The sequence below is a fragment of the Adhaeribacter sp. genome (genome assembly GCF_057359045.1).
On record NZ_JBMQUD010000124.1, the window covers coordinates 133,231 to 148,832 of the forward strand.

At 43.1% G+C, this 15,602-nt stretch carries 14 protein-coding genes; 9 read left to right on the forward strand and 5 right to left on the reverse strand.

Features of this window, described 5'->3' with window-relative positions:
• Nucleotides 1-82 precede the first annotated feature (82 nt).
• Together ACO1R6_RS19435 and ACO1R6_RS19440 are read left to right on the forward strand one after the other, a co-directional pair.
• Nucleotides 83-685 carry a DNA-3-methyladenine glycosylase gene (locus ACO1R6_RS19435; protein WP_486266760.1) on the forward strand — a complete coding sequence of 201 codons (603 nt, stop codon included), beginning with the start codon at nucleotides 83-85 and terminating at the stop codon, nucleotides 683-685.
• A gap of 236 nt (nucleotides 686-921) precedes the next feature.
• Nucleotides 922-1,932, forward strand: a complete 1,011-nt coding sequence (locus ACO1R6_RS19440; RefSeq protein ID WP_486266761.1) for a glycoside hydrolase family 43 protein — start codon at nucleotides 922-924, stop codon at nucleotides 1,930-1,932.
• Between the two features lie 246 nt (nucleotides 1,933-2,178).
• Here the strand turns inward: ACO1R6_RS19440 and ACO1R6_RS19445 are convergent, their stop codons facing one another.
• On the reverse strand, nucleotides 2,179-2,415 hold the full coding sequence (locus ACO1R6_RS19445; protein WP_486266762.1) for a hypothetical protein: 237 nt from the start codon (nucleotides 2,413-2,415) through the stop codon (nucleotides 2,179-2,181).
• 176 nt (nucleotides 2,416-2,591) lie between these two features.
• On the reverse strand, nucleotides 2,592-3,782 hold the full coding sequence (locus tag ACO1R6_RS19450; RefSeq protein ID WP_486266764.1) for a class I SAM-dependent methyltransferase: 1,191 nt from the start codon (nucleotides 3,780-3,782) through the stop codon (nucleotides 2,592-2,594).
• Between the two features lie 288 nt (nucleotides 3,783-4,070).
• Between ACO1R6_RS19450 and ACO1R6_RS19455 the strand changes: the two genes are divergently transcribed.
• Together ACO1R6_RS19455 and ahcY are read left to right on the forward strand one after the other, a co-directional pair.
• A complete protein-coding gene (locus ACO1R6_RS19455) occupies nucleotides 4,071-4,760 on the forward strand; it encodes a DUF4397 domain-containing protein (RefSeq protein WP_486266766.1) in 690 nt (229 codons plus the stop codon).
• Nucleotides 4,761-5,016: 256 nt separating this feature from the next.
• Nucleotides 5,017-6,324 carry an adenosylhomocysteinase gene (gene ahcY / locus ACO1R6_RS19460; RefSeq protein ID WP_486266767.1) on the forward strand — a complete coding sequence of 436 codons (1,308 nt, stop codon included), beginning with the start codon at nucleotides 5,017-5,019 and terminating at the stop codon, nucleotides 6,322-6,324.
• A 58-nt stretch (nucleotides 6,325-6,382) separates the two neighbouring features.
• Here ahcY and ACO1R6_RS19465 read toward each other — a convergent pair whose 3' ends face one another.
• From ACO1R6_RS19465 to ACO1R6_RS19475, 3 genes are all read right to left on the reverse strand, one after another.
• Nucleotides 6,383-6,787, reverse strand: coding sequence for a hypothetical protein (locus ACO1R6_RS19465; RefSeq protein WP_486266768.1), 405 nt, complete (start codon nucleotides 6,785-6,787; stop codon nucleotides 6,383-6,385).
• 89 nt (nucleotides 6,788-6,876) lie between these two features.
• The gene (locus tag ACO1R6_RS19470) at nucleotides 6,877-7,971 is read right to left on the reverse strand and encodes a glycosyltransferase family 4 protein (protein ID WP_486266769.1); all 1,095 of its coding nucleotides are present in this window, start codon (nucleotides 7,969-7,971) and stop codon (nucleotides 6,877-6,879) included.
• Nucleotides 7,972-7,976: 5 nt separating this feature from the next.
• Nucleotides 7,977-8,750: a glycosyltransferase family 2 protein gene (locus tag ACO1R6_RS19475; RefSeq protein WP_486266770.1), complete on the reverse strand. Its 774-nt coding sequence runs from the start codon at nucleotides 8,748-8,750 to the stop codon at nucleotides 7,977-7,979.
• 446 nt (nucleotides 8,751-9,196) lie between these two features.
• Here ACO1R6_RS19475 and ACO1R6_RS19480 point away from each other — a divergent pair, with 446 nt between their 5' ends.
• From ACO1R6_RS19480 to ACO1R6_RS19500, 5 genes are all read left to right on the forward strand, one after another.
• Nucleotides 9,197-9,805 (forward strand): sigma-70 family RNA polymerase sigma factor, encoded by a 609-nt coding sequence (locus ACO1R6_RS19480; protein WP_486266771.1) that lies wholly within the window; start codon nucleotides 9,197-9,199, stop codon nucleotides 9,803-9,805.
• A gap of 13 nt (nucleotides 9,806-9,818) precedes the next feature.
• Nucleotides 9,819-10,100 carry a zf-HC2 domain-containing protein gene (locus ACO1R6_RS19485; RefSeq protein ID WP_486266772.1) on the forward strand — a complete coding sequence of 94 codons (282 nt, stop codon included), beginning with the start codon at nucleotides 9,819-9,821 and terminating at the stop codon, nucleotides 10,098-10,100.
• 6 nt (nucleotides 10,101-10,106) lie between these two features.
• Nucleotides 10,107-10,676 (forward strand): guanylate kinase, encoded by a 570-nt coding sequence (gmk, locus tag ACO1R6_RS19490; protein ID WP_486266773.1) that lies wholly within the window; start codon nucleotides 10,107-10,109, stop codon nucleotides 10,674-10,676.
• An 8-nt stretch (nucleotides 10,677-10,684) separates the two neighbouring features.
• A complete protein-coding gene (gene nadD, locus ACO1R6_RS19495) occupies nucleotides 10,685-11,257 on the forward strand; it encodes a nicotinate (nicotinamide) nucleotide adenylyltransferase (RefSeq protein ID WP_486266774.1) in 573 nt (190 codons plus the stop codon).
• A gap of 1,077 nt (nucleotides 11,258-12,334) precedes the next feature.
• Entirely contained in the window at nucleotides 12,335-15,601 is a 3,267-nt protein-coding gene (locus ACO1R6_RS19500) for a SusC/RagA family TonB-linked outer membrane protein (RefSeq protein WP_486266775.1), read from the forward strand.
• The last annotated feature ends 1 nt before the right edge of the window (nucleotide 15,602 follow it).

A 15,602-nucleotide genomic window follows, 5' to 3' on the forward strand; every position in this document is an offset into this window, starting at 1 on the left:
TTATACTGGCTATAAGGTGTTGTTAAAACTATTCAGCAAATTATCCGAATAATTCCCTTATTCACTTGCCATTTTATTTTTGATGACGAAACTCCCTGCTGAATTTTATACCCGGCCAGATGTAGTACAAATTGCCAGAGAACTTATCGGGAAGTATATATTTACTTGTATTGATGGGGTTTTAACCGGTGGCCTAATTGTAGAAACGGAAGCCTACGCTGGCGAGAACGATTTGGCTTGTCATTCGCATTCGGGTAAGCGTACCGCCCGCACCGAGATTATGTACCACCAGGGCGGCGTGGCGTATACCTATTTAATTTACGGCATTTACACCTTATTCAATATTATTACCAATGTAGCCGGCAAAGCCGATGCCGTTTTAATCCGGGCCATTGAACCCACCGAGGGTATTCCGGAAATGCTTCTGCGCCGAAACCACCTTAAAATCACGCCCAAACTTACCGCTGGTCCCGGGTTGGTAACCATAGCTTTGGGTATAAATAAAAAACATTACGGCACCAATTTAACCGGTAACCTTATCTGGCTGGAAGACCGCCAAAATATTATTTCTGATGACCAAATAATCGCCAGCCCCCGGGTAGGTGTGGCTTACGCCGGTACCGATGCGTTGCTACCCTGGCGTTTCCGGCTGCAAGATAATAAATGGACCAGCCGGGCAAAGTAAGGTTTCGTTATTAGCTATTAGTCTTTGTGGGAACATATATTGCTGATTCTTCCAACAGGTGCCTCTAGCAACTAAGTAGCTGACAAAATTAGGTATATATTTTCAGATGTGCTGAAAGCTCCCCACTGGTTTTAGGAGGGATGGTAAATTTGGGGGCATTATTTTTAACTATTTATTTCTGACGTTCAGGAAGAGAAAGAAATAAAGTACTAAATTGGGTTAAACTTTAACACACAATGGTTTATAAAAGAGTTTTACTCCTGCTAACCTTACTAAGCCTAAACCTGCCCCTGGTTTTCGCGCAAAACAGAACCCCGACCGTAAGACATGATGTGCCCTTAGACTCCATCCGGCTGAGCGACCCTTTTATAATGGCCGACCCCCAAACGCAGATGTATTATATGACCGGTACCGGCGGGATGTTGTGGAAAAGCAAAGACTTAGCAAAATGGACTGGTCCTTACCGGGTAGTACAGCATGACCCTGCGTCTTGGATGGGCAAGAACCCCATGATTTGGGCAGCAGAACTGCATCCGTACAAAGGAAAATATTATTACTTTGGCACCTTTACTAACCGGGAGGTAAAAATTGATACGGTAAAAGGAAATGTAATTGAACGCCGCGCCTGCCATGTTTTAGTGAGCGACAAACCCGACGGACCTTTTGTGCCCATGCAAGATCCTGCTTATCTGCCCGCCGACAAACCCACCCTGGATAATACCCTGTGGGTAGACAAAGACGGCAAACCTTACATGCTTTACTGTTATGAATGGCTGCAAAACTGGAATGGAACCATTGAAAAAATAGCCTTAAAACCAGATTTAAGCGGTACCGTAGGAGAGGGGAAAGTTCTTTTCCGGGCCAGTGATTCGCCGTGGAGTAAGGAGCGCAACGCCGATGGCAATAATGTACCAAACAAAGTAACGGATGGCCCTTACGTCTTTCGTACCCGAACCGGAAAACTGGGTATGATTTGGACCAGCTGGATACACGATGTTTACGCGCAAGGCGTGGCTTACTCCCAAAACGGAACTTTAGATGGCCCCTGGGTTCAGGAAAAAGAGCTGATTACGCCGCCAAATTTTGGCCATGGCATGTTGTTCCGCACTTTCTCCGGAAAATTACTAATGGCGGTTCATAGCCACAAAAGTGTCAACGGGCGTTATATCCGCATTCCCAATCTTTTTGAAGTAGACGATTCCGGCGATAAAATAGTAGTGGGTAAACCTTTTAAGGGTAGTAAATAATATTTAATGAATTTTCTAGAAACAGCGCAAAACCCGTCTGATAATTGAAGTTTACCAAAGGGTACTATTAATTTAAGGAAGAGAACATCTTCTCCTGGGCCCGTACCCCTACAGGCAGGAAGTTGGATTTGTGTTATCTTATTCTTAAGGTTTGTGAGGGCTCCATCTAAGGGTGAACGCTATTAAAATCCAATTAAGGTAAAGCCTGAACGGTGGCAGGTAGATTACGCCAATCGGAGGTTGGCTTTACAAAAATGCGTAGTGCGCTAGCGCTAACCCTACGCATAGCGGGGTAGCCTTCAGCTTTCTTTTAAGCACCACTGTTTTATCCAGGCGTTGCCCCGGTGTAACCGATTGGCTTACCAGTAAGGTTACTGCCCGTAGCCGTTCCACTACCGGTTGGGATAGCCAATATTTAAAATCTTCATCTTCCGGAATTTCTTTCATTGGCCGCGTGGTTGCCACTAACTGTATATCGCGCATATAGGCTGTATGAAGTTAATAATAAATTAAATATACGCAATTTTGGGTAAAAAAGCCAGGATGGTACTTTAAGTGCTTTCTGTAAGGCAATTTTCCTACTGGTAACTAGCTTTAGCTAGTGGTTTTGAGATTAATTATTATTTAGGGAAATAAATTTGATTTATCCTGTTCACCGCTCAAGCTTTCTCGCAAACCAATATTACCGGCTTCTGATTTAAATCGGTGGTAGCAAATAAATACATATTGCCGCCTTCTTTCAGGCCGGTTTTGGTGCGGATTTGGGCTACGGTTTCGGGGAAGTTGCGCACGGTAATGTTGGCTTTTTTGGCGGGTATTAGCGGCAGGAGTTCTTTCTTTTGGTACCGGCTAATCTGTTTTAACCGGAATATCCGGCCCGGAAAGTCGGTTACTAAATTATCGGCAGTATACAAATGGCTGTTGCGGTGCAGCTTATTTAACCCATAAGCCTGGGCCAACGATTTAAAGCCGCCGCTTTTCAGAATGGCGGCATTGGGTTCGTAAATATAAGTTTGGGGCGGGCTATAAGTTACGGTTGCGTTTTCTTCATCGGCGGAGCTAAAACCAAAATATTGGTTTTCTTTAGTTGCGGATAAATTATGCGTTTGAATGTTGGGGGTAATACCGGCTTGGGCGGTTAAATGGTAAAGTACTTCTTTTACCTCGTTTTCTACGGCTATTACGTAAATTTTATGCACCTGCGGCAAATCCAGAAGGGCCTGGTTAATATCCAGCATAGGCGAGGTTTTTAAAAGAATATTTTCCCCTTTCTGCCATAATACAGGCAATAGTGCCAGTACATCGGGTTCACAATCGGTTAGTTGATGTACTTTTTGGTTTTGGGTGTCGCGGCGGGCCGGGTCCAGGTAAATCCAGTCGGCGGAGCCATCGTAAGTATTCAAAAATGCGGTTGCCTCGGCCGTATGGAAGGTAATATTTTCAGCGCCCAATATCCCGGCATTATAGGCCGCTATGGAAGTAAGTTCCGGATTGCGCTCTACATAAATAACCTGCTTTACCTGCCGGGCGAAAAAATAACTGTCGATGCCAAAGCCGCCGGTTAAATCAATTAAAATATTACCACCTACTAAATTGGCTTTAAAAGCAGCCGTTGTTTCGGAAGAGCTTTGCTCCAGCGATAAAGTTTTGGGGTAAACAATATGTAGGTTCTGGTGCCAGGTAGGTAGCTTTAGTTTTATTTTCTGGCGGGCCTGGATGTAATGCACCAGTTCTTTTAAAGGTAAATGCCGGTAGCGGCTACCCTGCAGCAGCAATTGGGCCGGATTAGCCAGCTCGTGTTCTTTTACAAATTCCTGATCTTCTAACGTAAGCGGCTTTACCTCAGTCATTAAATAATCTTTTATTAATCAGTATTCTCTCAGAGTTGTTGTGGCTTTAGAGCCGCTCCCGATTTTATTTAAAGGCAAACCCTTTAATAGCTTCACGACAGCCTTAGAATCTCTTCACCCCACAAAATTACTTTTATAACCGATTTATAGGTAGCAATAAATAATCAAAAAGAATATGCTAAAACGATATGAATTTTTGTTTAATTATTTTTTAATAATGTTAAACAAAATAAATAGATACCGGTTCTAATTTTGTTTAATATAAATAATCAACTAAAAAATAAGATTATGAAAAAATGGTTTAAACTTTTATCACTGGTAATTTTTCCGGCTTTGTTCTTTACTGCTTGCGACGACGACGATGATACGGATGGGATGAATGCCCAAGCCCGGGTAATGGTGGTACACGCTTCGCCAAACGCGCCTGCCGTAGACGTTTTGGTAGATGATAAAAAAGTTAATTCTGCCGGTTTAACTTTCCCAAATAATTCGGGTTACCTGGCCGTAATGGCTGGTCAGCGTAATTTAAAAGTAAATGCGGCCGGTACCACCACCTCGGTTATTAACGCCAATGCCAACCTGGAAGCTGATAAAAGTTATTCGGTGTTTGCTATCAATAACCTGGCTAATATAGAAGCTTTGGTCCTGACCGATAATTTAGCGGCGCCGGCTTCGGGCAAAGCCCACGTACGGTTTGTCCATTTATCACCGGGTGCGCCGGCCGTAGATATTGCGGTTAAAAACGGGCCGGTTTTGTTTAGCAACCGCAGTTTTAAATCGGCTACCGATTTTACCCCGGTAGATGCCACCACTTATAACCTGGAAGTTAGATTAGCCGGAACTAATACGGTGGTGTTGGATTTACCCGGTGTAGCCTTGCAAAACGGAAAAATATACACCGTTTTTGCCCGCGGCTACGTGGCACCACCGGCCGGAAATACCAATACCCTGGGCGCCCAGGTAATTGTAAATAATTAACCGGCTATCTGCTGCGCTAAATATAAAACTCTGCCTGGCACAAAACCGGGTGGAGTTTTGTGTTTTATTCTGTGCAGATTAAACTCTTTTGTTTTACTTTTGTTATGAGGCTGGTTTGTAGGGACTTTAAGCAATAATATGAAAATATTAGCCAGCGTCTTGAAAGTCTATAATAAGTATTTAATTGCCTGTATATATGAGCCTTTGGAGTTCAGAACCTAATTTTGTAAATTCGCATCTCAAAAAGATAAAAACAATGGTTGAAACTTTCGTTAACTACAAAGTAAAAGATATTACGCTGGCCGAGTGGGGTCGGAAAGAAATAAGATTGGCCGAGGCTGAAATGCCGGGTCTGATGGCTATCCGGGAAGAATTTGGCGCCTCTAAACCACTGGCGGGTGCCCGTATTGCCGGTTGTTTGCACATGACTATCCAAACGGCCGTATTAATCGAAACGTTAATTGAACTGGGCGCCGAAGTTACCTGGTCGTCTTGTAATATTTTCTCTACCCAGGATCATGCTGCTGCTGCTATAGCCGCGGCCGGTATTCCGGTTTACGCCTGGAAAGGCATGAACGAAGAAGAATTTGACTGGTGTATTGAGCAAACTTTATTCTTTGGCGAAGATCGTAAGCCTTTAAACATGATTCTGGACGATGGCGGCGACTTAACCAATATGGTTTTGGATCGTTACCCGGAGTTAGCTGCTGGTATTAAAGGTATTTCGGAAGAAACCACTACCGGCGTACACCGCTTATACGAGCGCGTAAAAGCAGGTACATTGCCTTTGCCGGCTATTAATATCAACGACTCCGTTACCAAATCTAAATTCGATAACAAATACGGCTGTAAAGAATCTTTGGTAGATGCTATCCGGAGAGCTACCGACGTAATGATGGCGGGTAAAGTAGCCGTTGTAGCTGGTTACGGCGACGTAGGAAAAGGTTCGGCGGCTTCTTTACGGGGTGCTGGTGCCCGCGTAATTGTTACCGAAATTGACCCGATTTGTGCCCTGCAAGCCGCCATGGATGGTTTTGCTGTGCGGAAAATGGAAACCGCTATTAAAGAAGCTGATATTGTGGTAACGGCTACCGGTAACTGCGATATTATCCGGGAAGAGCATTTCCGTGCCCTGAAAGACAAAGCGATAGTTTGTAACATTGGCCACTTCGATAACGAAATTGATATGGCCTGGTTAAACAATAACTACGGCAGCACCAAAGACGAAATTAAGCCGCAGGTAGATATGTATACCATCGATGGCAAAAACGTGATTGTTTTGGCCGAAGGTCGTTTGGTAAACTTAGGTTGTGCCACTGGTCACCCATCGTTTGTAATGTCTAACTCTTTTACCAACCAGGTATTGGCCCAGTTAGAATTATGGACGAACAACGCCGCTTACGAAAACAAAGTGTATACTTTGCCTAAGCATTTAGATGAGAAAGTAGCCCGCCTGCACTTAGCTAAAATTGGGGTAGAGTTAGAAGAACTGAACGATAAACAAGCCAATTACATTGGGGTAGATGTTCAGGGGCCTTTTAAACCAGAATATTACCGCTACTAATTTTTGCGGATTACATATTTAAAACAGGAAAGCCAGGCATTTGCCTGGCTTTCCTGTTTTAATCCCAATCATCATCATCTGGGCAGGGTAGCTCCCAGATGCCGTTTACCATGAGTTGCGGAACATCGTAGGGTGTATAAATAGCCGGGCAGGGACCCATATCTTTTTCGTCTTCTTTTGCCAGCCGGAAAGAAAAATAGAAGGTTATACCGGGTTTGTTAAATTCAGGTGGTAAATTATTAACTTGTACCACGTTTTCAACTTCTTTTGTACCATCACCCACGGGTACTTTAACACCAATCCGGGCATTAGGGGTAAGGATTTGTACTACCGGCTTTCTGCCGCAATTGTAATCTATTATTTTTCCGCTTAAACAAACCGAAATAATGTCTTCTGTTTCGGTGCAGCCAAAAAAAGAAAGGCCAATGAGGCTAAGTAAAGCCATGCGGATTATTTTTTTCATAGAGGGGTGTGGTGTATTTACAGGTAAGAGCCCCTAGGCTACCAGAAGGTTGCACCGTAAAAAATAAATAGGTTATAATAAGAATCTAGCTACTTATTTTCTAAAATTTCCTGGTAAACGGCTAAGGTCTTAAGAGCGGTTTGTTCTTTGGTAAAGCCATTTAAGAATTCGGTGGCGTTAGATATTAACCGGGAGCGTAAGGAATCGATGGTGAGTACATTGAGGACGTGAGTGGCCAGCATATCGCTATCACGGACGGCAGCCAGCATACCGGTTTGGTTATTTTTTACAATTTCGGGAATACCCCCACCGGCCGTTGCTACCACGGGCACGCGGCAGGCAAAAGCATCCAGGATTGTGGTGCCCAAACCTTCGGTTTCAGAGGTAATTAAAAATACATCCAGTTCGGGTAATATTTCGGGAATATCGTGCCGGAAACCTAAAAACAAAATATGCTTTTGCATGTTCTTCTGCGCTACGTAGGCTTCAATTTCGGGGCGCGAAGGACCATCGCCAATAATCAGAAATTTAGCTTCTAAATCCTGGTTAATTAATTGGGTAGCGGTATCTACAAACGTAAAATAATCTTTGTGCGGCGCAATGGCCGATACGTTGCCGATTAAAAAAGTACTCAGGGGCAAATCCAGTTCTTCGTGCAGTTTGCCGTTGCGGTAACTTTCTTCAAAACGGGCTAAATCAATGCCGCTGTGGATAGTAACCAGTTTTTCCGGCTGTTTAAGCGCCGGCGCCATTACCTCCTTTATTTTATCCGATACGCAAATTATTTTCCGGATAGCGGGGTAGTTGTATTTGTAATGCGAGAGCCAGTTGCTTTTTACCGGAAAATCGACGCGCCGGCTTAGTATTATAGGTAAATGATTGCCCAATATATCGGCCCAAACACTTAGGGCATGGGAGTGCGCACTATGCACATGCACCAAATCAATGCGGTGTTGCCGGCAATAATTTTTTATTTTTTGCGCCGTAATTAAATCAACTTCATTCGCAAAAGGTAAAGCCACATGGGCAATATTATTTTCCTGGCAATATTTTTCGAATGCTGAGCCTTGCCGGCAGGCTACGTAAACTGAGATCTGGTGTTTAGGTAACTCTTGCAGCAGGTAAGCAATTTGCTGCTCGCCGCCGCGCCAGGTTTTCTCCGAACTTAAATGCAGTACTTTCATGCGCTTTATTCTTTTTCACCTTCCTGCAGGCGCCATAACTTCAGGTACCGCATAAAAACACTAACAGCCGCCATATAACTTATAATAAAACCTACTTTGCCGTCCAGAAAACCCCGAAACCACACGTAATGCCGGAAAAACCGGATAAAAGGTTTAAGAGCCAGATGGTAGAGAGTAACTTGTTCGGTTTTTTTACCGCGGTCTTTGGCCGAAAGCCAGGTATAGTGGTCCCATTTTTCTAAATATTGCCCGAGCCCGCGGTAGGTGTAGTGTTCCAATTTATTTTGCAACTGTCCTACCGCACCGGTGGCCTGTATTTCTTCGTGTACCTGCACCTCAGGATAGTGGCATTGGTCTTTCCGGAATAACCGGATAACTTTATCGTATTGCCAACCGCTGTACTTTACCTGCTGGCCCATAAAATAATTAACTCGTTTTATCCAGTAAGCTACTTTATCGGTGGCAGATTGGGTTAATATATTTTTTATTTCCGTAATTAAAGCCGTTGGTACGCGCTCGTCGGCATCTAATATAAAAACCCAATTGTGTGTAGCCTGGTTAATGGCAAAATTTTTTTGCCGGGCATGGGTATCAAAGTGCCGTTGCAGTACCCTGGCCCCCAATTGCTGCGCAATGGCTACGGTATTGTCAGTACTGTAAGAATCAATTACTAGAATTTCGTCGGCCCAATGCACCGCCTGGATGGCCTCGGCAATATTTGCTTCTTCGTTTTTAGTGGGAATAATAGCACTGATGGGTTGGCTTAAACTCGGTTGCATGCGGGGCAAAAAGTTCTGAATTGTATCAGAAATACCACAAAGGTAATTTTTAAAGCTGAACTTTCTAAATAGTGCCTTTACCTGTAACCAGAAACCAGAAATTTAAGCGGGCATGCCCAAATTTTTCAGGTTTATTAAAGTAGTCAGAAACAGGTGTTAAGGTTCCGAAAACAAAGTGGTTTTTACCGGGATTAAAAGTTTTACCAGTTATTTATAACAGCCAAGCGGGCAGATACGCTTACTTTGTTTAATTTTGCGGCAACAGGGCAAAACCGGAATAATTAGATAAAATTTACCAGCAGAGGTTTAAAATTAAAGTAAATCTTTAAATTTAAATAGAAGTTACGGTTACTAATCATAAAAATAACGTATTAGCCGTGTAATATATTTTTGTTTATTTGCGTATAGGTATCTGTTTACGTAAACTAAAGCATACATTTAACCCAATGAGCGACGAAAAAAAGAGTCAACTCAGCAAAGAAGAGAAAGATGCGCGATTTGAGGCAGAGCTTTTGCCGATCATCGATCCGCTCTATAACTTTGCTTTTCGGTTAACTTTAGACGAAGATGATGCCAACGATCTCGTCCAGGAGACCTATTTGAAGGCCTACCGGTTCTTTGAATATTTTGAACAAGGAACTAATGCCAAAGCATGGCTGTTCCGGATACTGAAGAATTCGTTTATAAACGATTTTCGGAAAAAGAGTAAACAACCAGCCAAAGTTGATTATAGTGAAGTAGAAAGTTATTATAACACCGAAGGGAACGATGGAGATGCGGAAATAGCCTCTACCTCCGATATGCGGTCCCAGAGTGTGCAGGAACTGATTGGCGATGAGGTAGCAAGTGCGCTAAATTCCTTACCCGTAGATTTCAGAACTGTAATTATTCTTTGCGATTTAGAAGGTTTTACTTATGAAGAAATGGCAAAAATTCTGGATATACCCATCGGGACGGTTCGTTCCCGATTGCACCGGGCCCGGAATTTCCTGAAAGAGAAACTGGAAGGATATGCTAAAACTATGGGATATAATAACGATGAAAATGAAGAATAACTAAACGTTAAGTATGAAGACAATTGCTACTAAGCCTAATGAAGCAACCGCCAATGCCGGTGCAAATCCAGATTGTGATAAAATAGTATCGCTGCTGGATATAATCATTGACGGGGAAGCCTCTGATGAGGATAAAACCTATTTTTTTACCCACGTTGAAACCTGCAAAGAGTGTTTTGCCGCCCACCAGAAACACGAGCAGTTGAAGCGTTTCTTGCGCGACAACATTAAGCGCAAAGTAGTGCCCACTAATTTAATGTCTTCGATCCAAACGGTTATCAAAGCCACGGTTTAAACCCTGATGCAAGGTAAAATTATACTATTTACGGCTCCTTCCGGTGCCGGCAAAACCACTATTGTAAAACATCTGCTGCAGACAATTCCAAACCTGGATTTTTCTATTTCGGCTTGTACCCGCGATAAACGCGGCCGCGCCGAAGTAAACGGCAAAGATTATTATTTTATTACCCCCGAAGAATTTCGCCAGAAAATTGAGCAGGATGCTTTTGTTGAATGGGAAGAAGTATACGAAGGGGCTTTTTACGGAACGCTTAAAACCGAAATAGAGCGCATTTGGAGCCTGGGGCACCACGCCATTTTGGATGTAGATGTAAAAGGCGGCTTAAAGATTAAAGAGTTTTACAAAGATCGGGCGCTTGCCATTTTTGTAAAGCCACCTTCTATCGAAATTTTAAGCCAACGCTTACAGGCTCGCCAAACCGATTCGGCTTCGAGCATTTCGAGCCGCGTTTTTAAAGCTAAGTTTGAGCTAAGTTTCGAAGATAAATTTGATGCGGTAATTGTAAACGAAAACCTGGCAGATGCTTTTAAAGAAGCCGAGGAGTTGGTAAATAATTTTATCAACAACTAAAGCCGGGTATGAAAGTAGGGCTGCTTTTCGGTTCGTTTAATCCCATTCATATGGGCCATTTAATTTTAGGTAATTACATGGCCTATAATACCGATTTAAGTGCCGTTTGGTACGTGGTGTCGCCGCAAAATCCGTTTAAAAAAAGCAGCAGCTTGCTGCATGAATTCGATCGGTTACACATGGCATCGCTGGCCATAGATAAAAACGACCGCCTGGGCATTTCGGATGTAGAGTTTAAAATGCCCCGCCCCAGCTATACCATCGATACCTTAACTTACCTCCAGGATAAATATCCGGGGTACCAGTTTGTATTAATTATTGGTGAAGATAATTTGCCGTCTTTCCCTAAATGGAAAAATTATGAGCGCTTGCTCGAGTTTTTCGAAGTTTACGTGTACCCGCGTGCCGGCACGCCAGCCTATACGCTGCAAGGCCATCCCAAAATAAAAATCATTCCAGCGCCCATGCTGGATATTTCGGCTACGCTAATCCGCGATTGTGTGCGCCAGCACAAATCTATTACCTATATGGTGCCGGAAGCCGTCGAGAATTACATTCATCAGAAAAAATTCTGGATTTAGTTTAAAGAAACAATATCTAAAGTTATTGCAGCTTTCCTTATTCTCTTAGGCATGTCCAGAGATAATAAGGAAAGCTGAAATAATTTAAACCCAGGTATAGTATTTATATATAATGTAAACTAAACTTTACTCCAGGTTTCTTATCTCTTTTTAAGAGCGTAGCGGCAAAAAGCTTAACCATGTAATCCTTCGATTTAGCCGTTCCTATTTATTAAATATACAGCATGATTTTATCTGGTGTTGATTCAGATTTTAAAATAATAGCGTAATATAAAATAAAGCACCAGTATGCCAGATAAGCCCAGGTTTTTGACAGCGATTAGTGTAAAAGTGATAATAAATAAAATAAATAGATTAAAAATTAATATTAATTATGGAAAATAGTTTTTTTTATGAATTATAATTATTTAATTTACTTCTGTAGTTGATTAAAAAATAAACAACAGAAATTACTTTAAGGTAGATATTTTTTAATTAAGTGTTTGCGCGCTGGTTTTCTTTAACCTTATATTTTTAAATAAATTAAGATTGGTACAAATGAAAAATATGCAGCAAAAATCCGACTTTAATTTGCTCGTTACAGAAGCAGCAAAAGTATCAGTCCCGAAAATTTTTGGAATAAGTAGTCAAAACAAAATATCTGATAATTTACCTGGATAATTTATTTATATATTTTAACTGCCTAATTTCTTAAAGAGAACCAGAAAAGTAATAAAATAAATGCCTGATGCAATTGAATCATACATTAGCGTAGGTACCAAACTGATTTTTAATTAACTGTATTTTTAAGCTTTATCAAATAAATAGAATTTTAAAGCTAGGTTATTCATTTTTTTATCGCACCCCCACCGCGGTAATTATTTAATCCAGCCAGGGAGATTGGTTTGATTAGAACTATCTTAAGCATTATCCGGAAAATGCTTTACCTGGGTATAGCCAGAAGCTTGGGTGAAAATCCATGGCTTTACTTTAACCGCAGCAACTATTACCATCATCGATTTAACCTATTGCCTTAACTGCTGGAAAAGCGGTTTAACAAGAATTTTACGTCCTTTATTTCACCCTTAAGCAATTAGTATGAAAAAAGTTTTACTTGGTTTAATAACCTTACTGCTTTGGATTGGAACCAATAACTTGCTCTTTGCCCAGGAAAAAACCATTTCGGGTAAAGTTACTTCTTCGGAAGATGGTGCAGCTTTACCAGGAGTAAGTGTATTATTAAAAGGTACAAACAATGGTACAACTTCTGATACTGATGGTAATTATAAATTAGTGGTTCCGGCTAGCGGAGGTACTTTAACTTTTTCTTTTATTGGCTACGCCTCCCGTGATATTGTTATTGGTAATCAATCGGTCATTCATGTTAAAATGGGCGAGGATACCAAACAACTCGGCGAAGTAGTAGTAACAGCGGCGGGTATTCAGCGCGAAAAGAAAGCTTTGGGTTACGCTGTAACGACGCTGGATGCAAATAAAATTGCCCAAAAATCAGAGCCGGACCCGGTGCGCTCACTTACCGGTAAAGTAGCGGGGGTAAATATTCAAAGCTCGGGTGGGGCGGCCGGAGGCGCTACCAATATTAATATCCGGGGCAATTCTTCTTTGGGTAACAATAACCAACCTTTGTTTGTAGTAGATGGGGTGCCCTTTGACAACTCTAGCTTTGGCAGCACCGACGGAACGGTAGGTGGCGCAACTATTACCAACCGGGCTTTTGACCTGGACCCGAATAATATATTAAGTATGACCGTACTGAAGGGTGCCGCTGCCGCTGCTTTGTACGGTTCGCGGGCCGCCAACGGTGCTATTATTATTACTACCAAATCTGGCAAAAAGCAAAGTCGCAAGGGCCTGGAAATTGCTTATAACACTTCTTATTCTCTGGAAACGGTGGCGGGCTTGCCGGAATATCAAACTAAATACGGCCAAGGAACAAACTTCGATTACCGGGGCGGGGTATTTGGCTCCTGGGGGCCACCTTATGCCGCTACCCAGTTTTTCCCGGGGCGGGCTACGGTACCGCATCCCTTAGCCATTAGCCGCTACGGCCAAGCCGTTTTTCCGGAGTTTTACGATGCCAATGGCATTCCTATTCAGGTGCCTTATCGATCTTTTTCTGAGACCAATGTTAAAGAGTTTTTCCGGACCGGCAGTGTGTTAGAAAATGCAATTTCTGTATCTACCGGGAGCGAAAAAGGAAATTTTACGGCAGGCTTATCCCGCACGGCCAACCAGGGCGTGGTGCCGGAAAACGAAATTACCCGCACTTCTATTAACATTGGCGGTAATGCGCAGCTGGAAAACAAATTTTATGTAAGCGGCGCCCTAAATTATGTAAATACCGACCAAACGTCGCCGCAGTTATCTACGGCAACTGCATCGGGTGGGGCGGTGGTTAACTCCATTATGGATATCCTGATGTTTGTGCCCACTAGCTACGATTTAACCGGTTTCCCGTATACCAACCCTCTTAACGGTAATAATGTGTACGATCGGGTGGGTACCGATAACCCGTATTGGTCGGTTTACAACAGCCCTTCTTTAAGTAAAGTAGACCGGTACTACGGTAACCTGGTATTAGGAGCTGATCCTTTGCCTTGGCTAAATGTGCAAAACACTATTGGGTTTAATGCCTACACCGACCGCCGCATGGTTATAAACGGTAAGGGCGGCGATTATTTCCCGAACGGGAATATTACCAGCGATAATATTTACCGCCAGGAATTAGACAATACTTTGTTGCTAACGGCTAACCAGCGGCTTACCCCAAATATTGGCTTAAAATTTATTTTGGGTAACAACATAAACCAGCGTTTAACGGAGCGGCAGGTTTCTTTTGGCGATAACATTATTTTCCGGGGCATTAACTCGCTCAACAACACCAGCACTACCATTCCGCGGTCTTTGCCTTACAACCGGAATAATTTTAAACAACGGTATTATGCTTTCTTTACCGATATTACCCTCGATTACAAAGATTTTATTTACCTGAATCTGGTAGGGCGCAACGATGTGTCTTCTACGTTGCCGGCGGATAACCGGAGTTATTTATACGGCGGGGTCAGTGCTTCTTTAATATTTACGCAGTTAATGGCTCTGCCACCTTCATTGTTGTCCTTTGGGAAAATACGGGCAGGTTACACCCGGGTAGGCAACGAGGCAACGCCTTACCAAACGCAGAATTTCTACATTGCCAACCCGGTGCTGGGGGCTGGCTCTTCTGGCAGCGGTACTATTTCGGCTCCTTTTATCGGGCAAAGTATTCTTACGCAGTCCGATTTATTGGCCAATGCCAATCTTAAACCCGAATTTATTACGGAGCTGGAGCTAGGTACCGAATTGCAGTTCCTGAATAACCGCATTGGCTTAGATGTAACGTACTATAATAAAATAAGCACGTCTCAGATCTTTACCGTTAATGCGGTGCCTTCTTCCGGCTATTCCCAAAAAGTAATTAATTTAGGTAAATCGAAGAACGAAGGCGTAGAAATAGGCTTTAATGCTACGCCCGTAAGAACTCCCAGTGGTTTTACCTGGGATATTTCCTCGGCCTTTACCCGCAACCGGAATACCGTATTAGATATAGGTTCTTTAACTGAATTGCCTTACGGCGGCTTCTCTGATTTAGGCAGCGTGCACATTGCTGGTCGGCCTTACGGCTTAATTCGGGGCTCTACCTACGCCCGCGACGATGAAGGCAATGTGCTGGTTAACCCCGCCACTGGTAAACCCATTTTAAGTGGCCGTACCGAAGCCATTGGTAACCCAAATCCGGATTTTATCTGGGGACTCACAAATACTTTCCAGTTTAAGAACTTTACCTTAAGTGCTTTATTCGATTGGAAACAAGGCGGCGATATGTACTCCTTCACGGCTTACGAATTGCTGAGCCGTGGCGTAACCCGCGATACCGAAGAACGGGAACTGATTCTGGTGGGACCGGGTGTGCTGGGTGATGTAAATACTTTACAGCCACTTCTGGATGGCGAAGGCAATAAAATTCCGAACGACATTGGAATTGCCGTGGCCGATTATTATTTCACCGGCGGCTTTGGCCCGGGCGGGGCCGACGAGGTAAATATTTTAGATGCCACGGTTTTCCGCCTGCGCGAAGTTTCGTTGGGTTACCAATTGCCCACCACCTGGCTAAGCAAAACGCCTTTTGGTTCCCTTTCCATTTCATTCAGTGGTCGCAATTTATGGTACCTGGCACCTAATTTCCCGAAATACCTCAACTTCGATCCCGAAACCAGTTCGTTGGGTGCCGGCAATTCGCAAGGCTTCGATTTTATCGGGATTCCTTCTACCAGAAGATTTGGGGTAAACCTGCGGGTAACGTTCTAAC